The following is a 13,505-nucleotide window of genomic DNA, read 5'->3' on the forward strand; positions in this document are numbered from 1 at the left end:
TCATTACACCTGATACAGTGAGTTGACACCGGGCAAAACGACATTGAAAGTCCGTATTTTACCGTGGGCATCACCCCAGAATTCTGAGCTAAACTGCTCGAGACGGCGCTAATGTACGCCTAAAACTGAAACGAGACAAGAGGCATTTTCTTATTTACTTTTAGTAACTTACAGGTGTCTCATATCGGCGACAGTTTAATTTCTGACGGTAATAATTAGAGATTCAGCGAAGGAAAAAACCTTAAGAAAAAAACCATAAAAACCATGAGGTTATTATGGCTGATTTGAGGAGGGAAAGAGTAAGAGCAGTTTGTTAAATGTATAACGACGATTCACCCACCGGGCGCGTTTTAAAGCGACGGTGGATCCAGAGGTACTGCTCCGGCGCGCGCATGATCTCTTTCTCGATAATCTTGTTCATATAGGCAGCGGCTTGATTTTCATCTGCCGGGTAGCCTTCCATCTCTGGGGTGATGTACAAACGATATCCGCTGTAATCCGCTTTTCTTACCATCGTTACGGTTAACATGGCTGCGCCAGAGAGACGTGAAAGGACATACGTACCATTGGTTGTGGCGACATTTTCCACCGCAAAGAACGGCGCGAAGGAGCTGCCTTTACGACCATAATCCTGATCGGGAGCAAACCATACCGCTTCACCTTTCTTCAGCGCACCGACAATACCGCGCAGATTATTTCTGCCGATCATCGCTTTGTTAGAGCGCATGCGACCACGGGTCTGCACCCATTCCATCAGCTGATTATTATGCGGACGATAGGTGGCCATCATTGGCTGACATAGTCCCATCACGCGGCCGCCCAATTCCAGCGACATAAAATGGACGCCGACAACCATCACGCCACGATTTTGCAGTTGTGCGCGTTTGAGGTTATCCAGCCCTTCAACATCAAACCATTTACGTACGCGACTGTCGGGCCAGAACCATGCCATGCCGGTTTCTACCAGCGCCATGCCGAGTGAACGAAAGTTTTCGGCAATCATCTTCTCGCGCTCTTCAGCAGAATGCTGTGGGAAACAAAGTTCCAGGTTCTTACGGGCGATAGATTCACGACGTTTCAGGAATGGTCGCGCCATCGTGCCGATACGCGTGCCGAGAAAACAGAGAACAGGGTAAGGAAGCTGTACCCAAAGCCAGAGTACACCAAGCCCAAACCACGTGATCCAGTAGCGAGGATGTAGAAACTCGCGGGAAAATTTGCATTTTGGAAACATAGTTACCTTCTGTAGATACGAATTGTTGTATCGCAGAAGATTCCATGTCGACAGCGGTACACTCAATTGATTGGGCCATCATGTACGACAATGGTTCCTGTAAAGAGTGTAAAGACTAGTCAGGACATAACCACGAGGAGCATGAATGCGGTGGCTCTACTTTATCACTGGCTGACTGCTTTCATCTACTGATTATTAATCGTGCAAAGTAAAAAATTTTCCGCACGCAATAGCGTTGCATTTAACGTGCTGTTTTCATTGATGCTTAGCAAAAATTGCCAGAGGTTAAGGATTGTCTTACTATTAAAGTGACTGAAGTTACAGGTTTTTTAGCGCGGCAGGAGGTTGAGCTATGATTTATTTATGGATGTTTCTCGCCCTGTGTATTGTCTGCGTAAGCGGATACATCGGTCAGGTACTGAACGTGGTCTCGGCGGTCTCTTCTTTCTTCGGCATGGTGATCCTCGCTGCACTCATTTACTACTTCACCATGTGGTTAACTGGCGGTAATGAACTAGTGACGGGGATATTTATGTTTCTTGCCCCGGCTTGTGGCTTGATGATTCGCTTTATGGTGGGGTATGGCAGGCGGTAGTAGTTCAGGATGGATCATTTGGGCAGGTGCTCACATCATCAACAGATATGATTGTTCACCTGCCATGTGACAGACGCTATCGCACAGGATGAATAAGATAATTCGCCTTTGTCGGAAAAGGGGGCGTGATGTCTTCTGTGAGATTTAATGGTGGCGCATCTTCTCTCATCTTAAACAAAATCGCCTGTGATGGTTGAAGTTTTGTAGAATGAGTTGTCGTCATCACTGACGTTTTTTCTGTCTCTTTATAGCTCGTCTCACTTCCACCACCAGAAATGGAAAATGCAAAAACATTGCATGCCATAATAGAGACCAATAAGAATAAGCTAAAAAGCATTAAGTTTACTTTCATAGAAAGTTATCCTGAGAATGGCTCACTGAGAACCTACGATGTTATGGCTGTATTTACATTTAATTAATCAGTATTTACATCGATATAATAAATGACATCTCTTTGTGGTATATAAGAATAGTTCTCTGCGACAGGAAGCATATTCCTACAATTGTAAGACTAAAATACTTCTTGCGATAATAACTACAACTGTAAGATAACCCTTTCAAAATGACCGTTGCTCTCTGATTTCTCATTTCATGCTCACCCAATATGATGGCGGCGTTTTCTAAAACTGTTAAAGAATGAGGTAAGTATGAAACGTTTAATTATGGCTACGATGGTCACAGCAGTTCTGGCATCTTCAACTGTATGGGCTGCTGATAATGCACCGGTAGCAGCACAACAGCAAACTCAGCAAGTTCAGCAAACCCAGAAAACGGTAGCAGCAGAGCGTATCTCTGAACAGGGTTTATATGCGATGCGTGACGTGCAGGTAGCGCGCCTGGCTCTGTTTCATGGCGATCCGGAAAAGGCAAAAGAACTGACCAATGAAGCTTCCGCTTTGCTGTCAGATGACAGTACTGAATGGGCAAAGTTCGCTAAGCCAGGTAAAAAGACCAATATCAATGATGACCAATATATTGTCATTAATGCATCTGTCGGAATTTCTGAGAGTTATGTAGCGACACCAGAAAAAGAAGCAGCGATAAAAATTGCGAATGAAAAAATGGCGAAAGGGGATAAAAAGGGCGCAATGGAAGAGCTTCGCCTGGCCGGTGTTGGCGTAATGGAAAACCAATATCTGATGCCGCTTAAACAGACTCGTAATGCACTTGCTGATGCGCAGAAACTGCTTGATAAAAAGCAATACTACGAGGCAAACCTGGCGCTTAAAGGTGCGGAAGATGGAATCATCGTCGATAGCGAAGCACTGTTTGTGAACTAATGCTGACAGGCAGCATATTGAAGTAAAAGATTTTACTCCCTCCAGGCGACAATTTTTTATGACCACAATACGACCGATTGTGGTCATAAAATTATTTGGCGCTCGCGGTTCTATAAACACGCATTTTCTATTCCTCAAAGTAAACATCAATAATCCCGTGTCATCACGAAATCATTGTTTATGTTATGTTTTATGGTACGATTTAAAAATCGTAATCATTTCCCTAACTGTAAATCACAATCGCTTCTTACAGTTGTAAGAATAACATCACAAATGTCGCGGCTCTCTCTGATTACCGCAAACCAATATTTATCATATTCTTCTTTTCGTCCTCACTACTTACCATGCAAAAAGGAATTGGAAGTGGCGATGAAATGATTTTCAGCACTTGATACAGGAATTTAAAAATATCGAGTGCAGCTACGACGATATTTTGCGGATTATTTATAGAGGGCGTTATGCCTTAAATAAACGCTAAATTAACATATATTTAATTAACTAATAGGTATTGCTATGTCAACTCCACTTCAAGGAATTAAAGTTCTCGATTTCACCGGTGTGCAATCTGGCCCATCTTGTACTCAGATGCTGGCGTGGTTTGGCGCTGACGTCATTAAAATTGAACGTCCCGGCGTTGGTGACGTAACGCGTCGCCAGCTGCGAGATATTCCTGATATCGATGCACTTTACTTCACCATGCTTAACAGCAACAAACGTTCTATTGAATTAAATACCAAAACAGCGGAAGGCAAAGAGGTAATGGAAAAGCTGATCCGCGAAGCTGATATCTTGGTCGAGAACTTTCATCCAGGGGCTATTGATCACATGGGCTTCACCTGGGAGCATATTCAGGAAATCAACCCACGTCTGATTTTTGGTTCGATCAAAGGGTTTGATGAGTGTTCGCCTTATGTGAATGTAAAAGCCTATGAAAACGTTGCTCAGGCAGCGGGTGGCGCGGCATCCACTACGGGTTTTTGGGACGGCCCGCCGCTGGTAAGCGCTGCAGCGTTGGGTGACAGCAACACCGGAATGCATTTGCTGATCGGTTTACTTGCTGCTTTGCTGCATCGCGAAAAAACGGGGCGTGGGCAACGAGTTACCATGTCAATGCAGGATGCCGTGTTGAACCTTTGCCGCGTGAAATTACGTGACCAGCAGCGCCTCGATAAGCTGGGTTATCTGGAAGAATACCCGCAGTATCCGAATGGCACATTTGGCGACGCAGTACCACGCGGTGGTAATGCGGGTGGTGGCGGTCAGCCTGGCTGGATCCTGAAATGTAAAGGCTGGGAAACCGATCCTAACGCCTATATTTATTTCACTATTCAGGAGCAAAACTGGGAAAACACCTGTAAAGCTATCGGCAAACCAGAATGGATTACCGATCCGGCATACAGTACAGCTCATGCCCGACAGCCACATATTTTCGATATTTTTGCTGAAATCGAAAAATACACTGTCACTATTGATAAACATGAAGCGGTGGCCTATTTGACTCAGTTTGATATTCCTTGTGCACCGGTATTAAGTATGAAAGAAATTTCACTTGATCCCTCTTTGCGCCAAAGTGGCAGTGTTGTCGAAGTGGAACAACCGTTGCGTGGAAAATATCTGACAGTTGGTTGTCCAATGAAATTCTCTGCCTTTACGCCGGATATTAAAGCTGCGCCGCTATTAGGTGAACATACCGCTGCTGTATTGCAGGAGCTGGGTTATAGCGACGATGAAATTGCTGCAATGAAGCAAAACCACGCCATCTGATATTAACGGGGGCTTCTGGCTCCCAATTTATAAAAATTTCGAGGTTATTAATCATGTCAGATCAACTTCAAATGACAGATGGTATGCATATCATCGTTGAAGCATTAAAACAGAATAATATTGACACTATTTATGGTGTTGTAGGTATTCCTGTGACGGATATGGCGCGCCATGCCCAGGCGGAAGGCATTCGTTATATTGGTTTTCGTCATGAGCAATCTGCAGGCTATGCGGCTGCGGCAAGCGGTTTTCTTACCCAAAAGCCAGGGATCTGCCTGACCGTTTCTGCGCCAGGATTCCTCAATGGTTTGACCGCATTGGCCAACGCAACAGTAAATGGTTTTCCGATGATCATGATCAGCGGCTCCAGCGATCGCGCGATCGTTGATCTCCAGCAAGGTGATTATGAAGAGCTGGACCAAATGAATGCGGCAAAACCCTATGCCAAAGCGGCATTCCGCGTTAACCAGCCGCAGGATCTTGGCATTGCGTTGGCACGCGCTATCCGGGTCTCCGTTTCGGGTCGCCCTGGCGGTGTTTATCTTGATTTGCCAGCAAATGTCCTGGCTGCGACGATGGAAAAAGACGAGGCATTAGCCACTATTGTTAAAGTTGAAAACCCATCGCCAGCGTTATTGCCATGCCCGAAGTCAGTCACTAGTGCAATTTCGCTGTTAGCAAAAGCAGAACGGCCATTAATTATCCTTGGTAAAGGCGCGGCGTATTCACAAGCTGATGAGCAGCTTCGTGAGTTTATTGAAAGTACCCAGATTCCATTCCTGCCAATGTCTATGGCGAAAGGGGTCCTGGAAGATACGCATCCACTTTCTGCGGCGGCTGCGCGTTCGTTTGCGCTGGCAAATGCTGATGTTGTCATGCTTGTTGGGGCGCGACTGAATTGGTTACTGGCGCACGGTAAAAAAGGATGGGCGGCAGATACACAGTTTATTCAACTGGATATAGAACCGCAGGAAATTGACAGCAACCGCCCCATTGCTGTGCCAGTCGTTGGCGATATTGCATCCAGTATGCACGGTATGCTGGCAGAACTGAAACAAAACACATTTACGACTCCACTGGTGTGGCGCGATATTTTAAATATCCACAAGCAGCAAAATGCGCAAAAAATGCATGAAAAGTTAAGTACAGATACCCAACCATTAAATTACTTTAATGCATTGAGTGCGGTGCGCGATGTATTGCGCGAGAACCAGGATATTTATTTAGTTAATGAAGGGGCAAATACCCTGGATAATGCACGAAATATTATTGATATGTATAAACCACGTCGTCGTCTGGATTGTGGCACATGGGGTGTCATGGGCATCGGTATGGGCTATGCCATCGGTGCTAGCGTGACCTCTGGTTCTCCGGTTGTCGCCATTGAAGGTGATAGTGCTTTTGGTTTCAGTGGGATGGAGATTGAAACGATTTGTCGATATAACCTGCCGGTGACAATCGTTATTTTTAATAATGGCGGCATCTACAGAGGAGACGGTGTTGATCTCAGTGGCGCTGGTGCACCATCACCAACAGATCTATTGCACCATGCAAGGTATGACAAATTAATGGATGCATTTCGTGGCGTTGGATATAACGTCACCACGACAGATGAACTTCGTCATGCTTTAACCACCGGTATTCAGTCGCGCAAACCGACCATTATTAATGTGGTCATCGACCCAGCAGCAGGAACTGAAAGTGGCCATATTACCAAACTTAACCCAAAACAAGTCGCTGGTAATTAAATACTGACATCGTCTCCTCTTGCCAACTCATTATCGATGGTGAGGGGACCCTTATCGGAAATACTATTATGCTAACATTTTTTATTGGCGATTTATTGCCTATTATCGTAATCATGCTGTTGGGTTATTTTAGCGGCAGACGAGAAACTTTTTCAGAAGATCAAGCCCGGGCATTTAATAAACTGGTATTAAACTACGCTCTTCCTGCGGCCCTATTTGTTTCTATTACCCGGGCAAACAGGGAAATGATTTTTGCGGACACTCGCCTGACCCTTGTATCACTTGTGGTTATTGTCGGATGTTTCTTTTTCTCCTGGTTTGGTTGCTACAAATTTTTTAAACGTACCCATGCAGAAGCAGCAGTATGTGCATTAATTGCAGGTTCACCTACCATTGGATTCCTGGGGTTTGCAGTTCTCGACCCTATTTATGGTGATTCCGTATCAACAGGTTTAGTGGTAGCAATTATTTCTATTATTGTTAACGCAATTACTATTCCTATTGGTCTGTATTTGCTGAATCCCTCCTCAGGAGCGGATGGTAAGAAGAATAGCAATCTGAGCGCGTTAATCTCTGCGGCAAAGGAGCCAGTCGTATGGGCACCTGTTCTGGCAACGATCCTGGTGTTGGTTGGGGTAAAAATTCCGGCAGCATGGGATCCAACCTTTAATCTGATTGCGAAGGCTAACTCAGGGGTAGCGGTATTCGCTGCGGGGTTGACTCTGGCTGCACATAAATTCGAGTTCAGTGCTGAAATTGCTTATAACACCTTCCTGAAGCTGATTCTGATGCCACTGGCACTGCTTCTCGTTGGTATGGCATGTCATTTGAACAGCGAACATCTGCAGATGATGGTACTGGCAGGCGCATTACCGCCGGCATTCTCCGGAATCATTATTGCCAGCCGGTTTAATGTCTACACCCGCACTGGTACAGCGTCATTGGCTGTTAGTGTGCTGGGTTTTGTCGTCACGGCTCCCTTGTGGATTTATGTCAGTCGACTGGTTTCATAATTAATCATGTTATTAATTTTCATAAATGCCGAAGAGTCTTTTCACCTTCGGCTTTTTTTCAAGGCATAAGCAAATGACAAATACTGAAAGCAAAGGGCCGTTTGAAGGCTTATTAGTTATTGATATGACTCATGTCCTTAATGGGCCTTTCGGAACTCAACTCCTTTGTAATATGGGCGCAAGGGTAATTAAAGTTGAGCCGCCAGGTCATGGTGATGATACCCGCACATTTGGTCCCTATGTGGATGGACAGTCACTCTATTACAGTTTTATTAATCATGGCAAAGAGAGTGTGGTTCTTGATTTAAAGAATGATCACGATAAAAGCATATTTATAAATATGCTTAAACAAGCGGATGTATTAGCTGAGAATTTTCGCCCAGGTACAATGGAAAAACTGGGGTTTTCATGGGAAACTCTACAAGAAATCAACCCACGCCTCATCTATGCTTCATCGTCAGGTTTCGGACATACCGGTCCGCTAAAAGATGCTCCGGCCTACGATACCATTATTCAGGCAATGAGTGGAATAATGATGGAAACGGGATATCCTGATGCTCCGCCAGTGCGTGTTGGCACCTCTCTTGCGGATTTATGTGGCGGTGTCTATTTATTCAGTGGAATTGTGAGTGCGCTTTATGGCCGCGAAAAGAGCCAGCGAGGGGCGCATGTCGATATCGCGATGTTTGATGCCACTCTGAGTTTTCTGGAGCATGGACTGATGGCATATATCGCGACTGGGAAGTCACCACAACGTCTGGGAAATCGCCATCCCTACATGGCTCCTTTTGATGTTTTCGATACTCAGGATAAACCAATTACTATTTGTTGTGGTAATGACAAGCTTTTTTCTGCGTTATGCCAGGCACTGGATCTGACGGAACTTGTTGATGATCCCCGATTTAACAGCAATATTTTACGTGTACAAAATCAAGCTATTCTTAAACAATATATTGAGCGGACGTTAAAAACGCAGGCAGCTGAAGTTTGGTTAGCCAGAATACATGAAGTTGGTGTGCCTGTAGCGCCGCTATTAAGTGTGGCTGAGGCCATTAATTTGCCACAAACTCAGGCGAGAAATATGTTGATTGAAGCTGGCGGAATAATGATGCCGGGTAATCCGATAAAAATCAGCGGCTGCGCGGACCCGCATGTTATGCCGGGAGCGGCAACGCTCGACCAGCATGGGGAACAAATTCGCCAGGAATTCTCATCGTAAATGTTAGATGTGCTGGTAAATAGCTCCCACATTTGAACATTGTGGGAGCCGCTATTTAGTCATTTTGTTGACAGAAAACCGCAATCTCCTGGTCTAACTCTGCAATGTGTTCTTTAACAGAGTTCAGCAACTTAAGAATTTCAGGCTTGCTGTCATCTGAAACGGGCGTTATTTCTAACTGGTGGCTAAGATTAATCAACTTTTGCAAATTCAGGATGTTAGCCGCACCGTGGATGCGATGAATACACTGATGGAAAGTTCTGTTATCGCCAGCTTCTAGCGCATGAAACGCAGCGGATAGATCTTTATGCGTTTCATGCTGGAAAGTCATGAGAATCTCCTGCATTAGTTGCAGATCGTTCGCCGTATTATTTTTCAGGGCTTCGATATCAAGATGGCGATACAGGGGAGCAATATGCGCAACCTGTTGTAACTGACTTAAATGTGTTTTTAGTACATCCAGGGTCAATGGTTTGAACAAGCATAGATCCATGCCACAACTTAACCCTTTGTCGCGTTCATTAGCCTGTGCGTTGGCCGTAAGCCCCCAGACGGGTAAAGAATAATGTTGCTCACGGAGTTTGCGGGTCAACTCAAAACCATCCATATTCGGCATATTAACGTCAGTAATAAGCAGATCATAATGTTGCATACTGACTTTGTGTAGCGCCTGTACACCATCAGAGGCTTCATCAACATCATACCCTAATAGGTTTAGCTGGCGTTTGAGTAATAGCCTGTTGGTCGGATGATCATCCGCGATTAATATGCTCAACTTTTCAGGGAGTGTCATAGGTTGTTCTGCTTTTGCCTCGACAGTCGCCACTTGTTGGGTAATTTCTACCGGGATTGTGATCGTAAATGTCGTTCCTATGCCTGGATGACTTTCTAATGACAAATCGCCCTGCATGTTTTTAATTAATTCTTTGCAGATCATTAAGCCTAAACCAGAACCTGTTTGCTGACGACCTGCACTTGTTTGGCTATAGCGTTTAAACAGTTGTTGTTGTTCTTCCTGCGATAATCCGCTTCCGGTGTCCATAATCGTCATTTTGATAACAGCGTGGTTGTCATCAATATGAACCAGGGAAGTCGTAATTTTTACTGCCCCCTCGGTGGTAAATTTAAGGGCATTACTCAGTAAATTAGACAGCACCTGCTTAAATGCTTGAGGGTCGATTTTAACCAGGTAGCGTTCAGGAAGCGTACTGCTGCAATTTAATGCGATGGATTTGCTTGCAGCAATCGCACCGAAAGAATGACAAGTGTTTTGGACTAAAGTAGGGATATCGACCCATTGTGGTTGAAGTTGATAGTTACCCGATTCAATTTTGTCGACATCAAGGATTTCACCAATTAAGCCGAGGAGTGACTGTCCGGTGGCGTAAGCAAGTGAAATCGCCTCCACACGTTGCTCCTTGCTAAGACCTGAACCCGACAGAAGTTCCAGGAAGCCCATAATGGAGCTTATTGGTGTTCTTATTTCGTGACTCATTGTTGCCAGGAACTGGCTTTTTGCGACAGTTGCATTGATCGCTTTATTTCTTTCTACTTCGAGTGCATGAATTAAATCACGCGTCTCGGTAATATCTTGCCAACCACAAATATATACTGCATTGTCACTTGCAGGTAAATTGCATAATGTATGCCAATGATTAATGCATCTTTTTTCAGTACCATTATTAATTTCAAAAACTTGGCTATATATTGTTCTGTTTTCTTTTGTTTCTGCTGTGACTTCATGCACATTAGAAAAAACATCTTTAAAGGGGGAGTCACTGTTTTCTAATGGTAACATTGCATTTTTGTAGTAATCAGCAGTGAAATAATGTTCAAATGCACTATTGTGACTAATGACATTACCTTGCCAGTTTACAACATAAGTTGGATTCGGTAAGGAATCCGAGAGTGCTTTCCGGAATGATATTTGGTTTTCTAAATCACCCTGAATTACCTTACGACGACGAACTGAGCGTAACAGGTAGAATCCCCATAAAAGGCTACTGCCAACTAATAAAACGGATAAAGTCGTAACAATGTAAAATTGCTCACTATAGAGGTCCCATGTGTCAATGGTCACATTGGGCATTTTGATCCATTTTTCCGTCAGGCGCAGAACTTCGCTTGGGGGAATTGCATTCAATGCTTTATTAATAATATCCTTAAGTTCTGGTTCTCCGCGAGGAAAAGCGAACGAAAGCGATGCATTCTCAACGCCGGGAATAAGAAAATGATAAAGCTCATTAGGATAGTAATGGTCGATCATGTAACGCGAATTTAGCTGTGTCGCGACCAGGGCATCAAGTTCACCTTCCTTAACCTTGTGAAATGCAGCGCTAGCATTATCGACTTGTATCCACTCAACCTCCGGATACATCTCTTTCAATTGCGAATGAAGCTCATAGTAATATGGAATGGCAACTTTCATTCCTTTTTTTAAAGTTTGTTCACTATCAGGCGCTTTTTGCATGACGAAAACGTAAGGCGTTGTTATGAAGGCTTCAGCAAATAAAACATTATTTTCTCGATCTTCACTATAAATAGCGCCAGGTAAGATATCCCATCCACCGGGATTAAGCTGTGTTCCGGCATGGATATTGTGTGAAACGGTGATCGGAGAAAAATTTAAACCTGTTTGCAAGGTAATAATATTAAGAATATCCCCCATAACGCCCCGAACCGAGCCATTTTCATCAGTCATAGAATAGGGAGGGGAGTAAGGATTTTCCAGCACCTTTAAATCGGGATGTTGCTTAATCCACTGTTTTTCATGTTCAGTGAGTTCTAATGGTTTGTTCAGAAAGGCCAGGTTTCCTGTATCAAGCCAATTTTGTGATACTTCATAGCGAACTTCATTTGTTAAAGCATCAACAAACCGATTGAGTACTTCATTAAGAATGACGGATTCTTTTCTGGTCAAGAAAAAATTATATTGACGCGGCGAGTTATAATATTTCACTACATTTAAGGAGTGAGTGAAATAGCGGGAAATCATACTGCTGGTAATGATGTTACTACCAATAAAGTAATCATTCTGTCCGGTAGAAACGGATGCTAATGCCTGATATAAATTTGTAAAAGAGATAATTGTTGCTTTTGGAAATGATTGATGAATTACCTCGTCTGGGGGGTAATTTGCTACCCGAGCAATATTTACTGGTTTTGGTGAGGTAAGCGGTCGCATTGAGTCGTGAAGGGTGGTTACCAGCGCCGGAAAGGTAATTATCAATGGTTTGGTTGCAGCAATGTCCTCATTAACAGGCGGCGAAGTAACTAAATGTGATAACACGATATCAACTTCACCGTCTTCCAGCGCGTCCATTGCTTTTTGATGATCTGCGTATTCCCGGAGTATTAATTTGATATTTAACGCTCTTTTTAAAAGATTTAAATAATCAGCATTAATACCACGAATCCGTTGCTGCGAATCGGTATGCAACAACGTAGCTGTTTGGGACTTGTGTACTGCAATCACAAGATTTTTTTTGCTCGCCAGCCAGCGTAATTCCTTGTTGCTCAGACGTAGTGGATCAAGTGTGACACGGTTGTTACTACTGATGCCACGATATTCGATGTAATCTCCGTCTGCGAAACTTATGGTCGACCAAAGACCACAACAGAGAAGAAAAATATAGGGTAAAAACTTCATGTGGTTAGCCGATTTTGTTACGTTGTGCGAATGTGTAAAGATCCATCAGTGATTTGCATTCTAATTTTTCCATCAAGCGACTTTTATAAGTGCTGACAGTTTTGTTGCTGATGAACATTTTTTCAGCAATGTCATTATTATCCTTGCCATCAAGAATATACCGCATAACACTAATTTCTTGTTTCGATAAGGAGTCGAGTTTTTGCTGGTCGGACGTTAAACTTCCAACAAACCGGTTGAGAGAGAAGGGGAAATAGCAGTAGCCATTTTTTGCAGCTTCAATAGCCGCAATGATATTGTTCATGCCTTCTTTTTTACTCACGAAACCATTAGCGCCAGCATCAGCACAATGTTTCCCGTAAAAATGGTCATTTTTAGCGGAGACAATAATAATAATTCCGCTATATTGGCGCTTTCTCAGCGTTTCTAACACCTGGATACCGTTAACTCCGGGGATATCGACATCAATGATGACGATATCAGGCTTAAGTGTTTCCACCCGCTGAACGGCGCTTCCGCCTTCAGTCAACTCTGCTAAGATTTCAATATCGTTTTTGATCAATAAATTACGAATTGCTGCGATAGCAAGAGGATGGTCATCAATAATTATTGCGTTCATAGATTATTCCCTTTGCAATGAAGCATTTCCCTTCTCCCTGTAGTAATACAGACATAAGGCATCATCTCATTTTCTCAATAAAAATAAGAAAATTTGAGCTTCCTTTAAGATAATTCGGCAAGTATACCATATAAATAGTCGGCATAAATAAAATGTCAACAATAAAATCAGGGATGATACCGCTAACTTATAGTTTCAAATGAGTACTATAAGGCTTCTCATTAATCCTACAGGCGTAAGAATTGTATTGCAAAAGTCACGGTTTAGTCCTCTGTTGTATCTTCTGCAACTCCTTTAAATTAGGCCTCCAACGTTCCTGGGATAATGTGTAACACATGCACTGTGTTTGATATGAAGAATGAATACTCTTTTCATTCAATTCAT

The 13,505-nt window shown here is 43.5% G+C and carries 10 protein-coding genes; 6 read left to right on the plus strand and 4 right to left on the minus strand.

The window, feature by feature from the left end; genetic code table 11:
• Positions 1 to 313 precede the first annotated feature (313 nt).
• The gene (gene lpxP, locus AACU19_RS01100) at positions 314 to 1,234 is read right to left on the minus strand and encodes a kdo(2)-lipid IV(A) palmitoleoyltransferase (RefSeq protein WP_105277963.1); all 921 of its coding nucleotides are present in this window, start codon (positions 1,232 to 1,234) and stop codon (positions 314 to 316) included.
• 352 nt (positions 1,235 to 1,586) lie between these two features.
• Between lpxP and AACU19_RS01105 the strand changes: the two genes are divergently transcribed.
• Positions 1,587 to 1,829 carry a YfdY family protein gene (locus tag AACU19_RS01105; RefSeq protein WP_000639883.1) on the plus strand — a complete coding sequence of 81 codons (243 nt, stop codon included), beginning with the start codon at positions 1,587 to 1,589 and terminating at the stop codon, positions 1,827 to 1,829.
• Positions 1,830 to 1,905: 76 nt separating this feature from the next.
• Here the strand turns inward: AACU19_RS01105 and ypdI are convergent, their stop codons facing one another.
• Positions 1,906 to 2,181 carry a colanic acid biosynthesis lipoprotein YpdI gene (gene ypdI / locus AACU19_RS01110; RefSeq protein WP_000867670.1) on the minus strand — a complete coding sequence of 92 codons (276 nt, stop codon included), beginning with the start codon at positions 2,179 to 2,181 and terminating at the stop codon, positions 1,906 to 1,908.
• Positions 2,182 to 2,476: 295 nt separating this feature from the next.
• Here ypdI and AACU19_RS01115 point away from each other — a divergent pair, with 295 nt between their 5' ends.
• The 5 genes from AACU19_RS01115 (at position 2,477) to yfdE (ending at position 8,853) form a co-directional block, all read left to right on the plus strand.
• The gene (locus AACU19_RS01115) at positions 2,477 to 3,109 is read left to right on the plus strand and encodes a YfdX family protein (protein WP_000825617.1); all 633 of its coding nucleotides are present in this window, start codon (positions 2,477 to 2,479) and stop codon (positions 3,107 to 3,109) included.
• Positions 3,110 to 3,622: 513 nt separating this feature from the next.
• A complete protein-coding gene (gene frc, locus AACU19_RS01120; protein WP_000106772.1) occupies positions 3,623 to 4,873 on the plus strand; it encodes a formyl-CoA transferase in 1,251 nt (416 codons plus the stop codon).
• Between the two features lie 53 nt (positions 4,874 to 4,926).
• Positions 4,927 to 6,621, plus strand: a complete 1,695-nt coding sequence (gene oxc, locus AACU19_RS01125; RefSeq protein WP_105277964.1) for an oxalyl-CoA decarboxylase — start codon at positions 4,927 to 4,929, stop codon at positions 6,619 to 6,621.
• A 68-nt stretch (positions 6,622 to 6,689) separates the two neighbouring features.
• Positions 6,690 to 7,634 (plus strand): transporter YfdV, encoded by a 945-nt coding sequence (yfdV, locus tag AACU19_RS01130; protein WP_000955028.1) that lies wholly within the window; start codon positions 6,690 to 6,692, stop codon positions 7,632 to 7,634.
• A 73-nt stretch (positions 7,635 to 7,707) separates the two neighbouring features.
• On the plus strand, positions 7,708 to 8,853 hold the full coding sequence (yfdE, locus tag AACU19_RS01135) for a CoA:oxalate CoA-transferase (RefSeq protein ID WP_105277965.1): 1,146 nt from the start codon (positions 7,708 to 7,710) through the stop codon (positions 8,851 to 8,853).
• Between the two features lie 55 nt (positions 8,854 to 8,908).
• Here the strand turns inward: yfdE and evgS are convergent, their stop codons facing one another.
• A complete protein-coding gene (evgS, locus tag AACU19_RS01140; RefSeq protein ID WP_105277966.1) occupies positions 8,909 to 12,502 on the minus strand; it encodes an acid-sensing system histidine kinase EvgS in 3,594 nt (1,197 codons plus the stop codon).
• 4 nt (positions 12,503 to 12,506) lie between these two features.
• The gene (gene evgA, locus AACU19_RS01145) at positions 12,507 to 13,121 is read right to left on the minus strand and encodes an acid-sensing system DNA-binding response regulator EvgA (protein ID WP_000991370.1); all 615 of its coding nucleotides are present in this window, start codon (positions 13,119 to 13,121) and stop codon (positions 12,507 to 12,509) included.
• Between the last annotated feature and the right edge of the window lie 384 nt (positions 13,122 to 13,505).

This window comes from Escherichia sp. MOD1-EC4550 (genome assembly GCF_963876935.1).
GTDB lineage: Bacteria > Pseudomonadota > Gammaproteobacteria > Enterobacterales > Enterobacteriaceae > Escherichia > Escherichia coli_F.

Excerpts from the sequence above, each read along its gene's own strand:
- lpxP (WP_105277963.1), bottom strand. The coding sequence starts at position 1,234 with ATGTTTCCAAAATGCAAATTTTCCCGCGAGTTTCTACATCCTCGCTAC.
- AACU19_RS01105 (WP_000639883.1), top strand. The coding sequence starts at position 1,587 with ATGATTTATTTATGGATGTTTCTCGCCCTGTGTATTGTCTGCGTAAGC.
- ypdI (WP_000867670.1), bottom strand. The coding sequence starts at position 2,181 with ATGAAAGTAAACTTAATGCTTTTTAGCTTATTCTTATTGGTCTCTATT.
- AACU19_RS01115 (WP_000825617.1), top strand. The coding sequence starts at position 2,477 with ATGAAACGTTTAATTATGGCTACGATGGTCACAGCAGTTCTGGCATCT.
- frc (WP_000106772.1), top strand. The coding sequence starts at position 3,623 with ATGTCAACTCCACTTCAAGGAATTAAAGTTCTCGATTTCACCGGTGTG.
- oxc (WP_105277964.1), top strand. The coding sequence starts at position 4,927 with ATGTCAGATCAACTTCAAATGACAGATGGTATGCATATCATCGTTGAA.
- yfdV (WP_000955028.1), top strand. The coding sequence starts at position 6,690 with ATGCTAACATTTTTTATTGGCGATTTATTGCCTATTATCGTAATCATG.
- yfdE (WP_105277965.1), top strand. The coding sequence starts at position 7,708 with ATGACAAATACTGAAAGCAAAGGGCCGTTTGAAGGCTTATTAGTTATT.
- evgS (WP_105277966.1), bottom strand. The coding sequence starts at position 12,502 with ATGAAGTTTTTACCCTATATTTTTCTTCTCTGTTGTGGTCTTTGGTCG.
- evgA (WP_000991370.1), bottom strand. The coding sequence starts at position 13,121 with ATGAACGCAATAATTATTGATGACCATCCTCTTGCTATCGCAGCAATT.